The sequence below is a fragment of the Ruegeria sp. AF1 genome (genome assembly GCF_056542125.1).
On sequence record NZ_JBQFZG010000050.1, the window covers coordinates 1 to 827 of the forward strand.

1 protein-coding gene is annotated in these 827 nt (G+C 56.1%); it reads left to right on the forward strand.

Annotated elements, in window-relative coordinates; all coding sequences use genetic code 11:
* The first annotated feature begins 162 nt into the window (after positions 1-162).
* Positions 163-783, forward strand: coding sequence for a sulfotransferase family protein (locus ACR0BK_RS20370; RefSeq protein ID WP_480521124.1), 621 nt, complete (start codon positions 163-165; stop codon positions 781-783).
* Positions 784-827 lie beyond the last annotated feature (44 nt).

An 827-nucleotide genomic window follows, 5' to 3' on the forward strand; every position in this document is an offset into this window, starting at 1 on the left:
GAGGTCGACTACGAGCCCAGAGCGGTCATTTCCTTGACGCCGTGAATATCCAGTTCAGGTGGGCACCGGGCAACTTACATCATGTGGGGTATTGCCAGAGACTACTTCGGGCCGCACTGTAGTTCGGGGAAAGCTTTCACATCGCAGCAAGGATTTCATCTGATGGCTCTCGAAATTATTGGCGCCGGCTTCGGGCGTACTGGCACGGACTCCCTCCGTGAAGCATTGGCGGTTCTCGGCTTCGGACCTTGCCACCACATGCATGAGATCCGGGATAATCCGGAGAAAGCGGGTCCATGGCATGATTATTTTTGTGGTGGGTCGCCACTTGATCTCGACCTGCTTTTCGACGGCTACCGGTCCCAAGTCGACTGGCCTGGCGCCCATCTCTGGCGCGAGTCGGCTGAACGCTATCCGAACGCGAAGGTAATCCTGTCGGTTCGTGATCCGGAGGACTGGTACGCGTCCTACTCGAAGACGATCAAGGTTTTTCGCGAAACCGAAATGCCGCCGGAGGCGGCACATATGCGTCAAATCCAGGAGTTCGTGGATGTCTTCCTGGGCGACCGCTTCGACACTGAGGAACGCGCAATAAAAGACTTCCAGGCGCATGTTGCCGAGGTGAAGTCTGTGATCCCGGCGGACCGTCTGCTAGTGTATGAACTTGGCTCAGGATGGGAGCCGCTCTGTGAGTTCCTCGGGGTATCTGTGCCGGATCAAACCTATCCGCATACAAACGCCACGACAGACTTTCAGAAGCATAATATTGAACTGCAAAAATAGTCCGCAAAGCACGCTGTCAGGTCGCGTCTGCGGCAGCTTCGTCC

What these genes read in the sequence shown, in the direction of transcription:
- ACR0BK_RS20370 (WP_480521124.1), top strand. Translation starts at nt 163, where the DNA reads ATGGCTCTCGAAATTATTGGCGCCGGCTTCGGGCGTACTGGCACGGAC.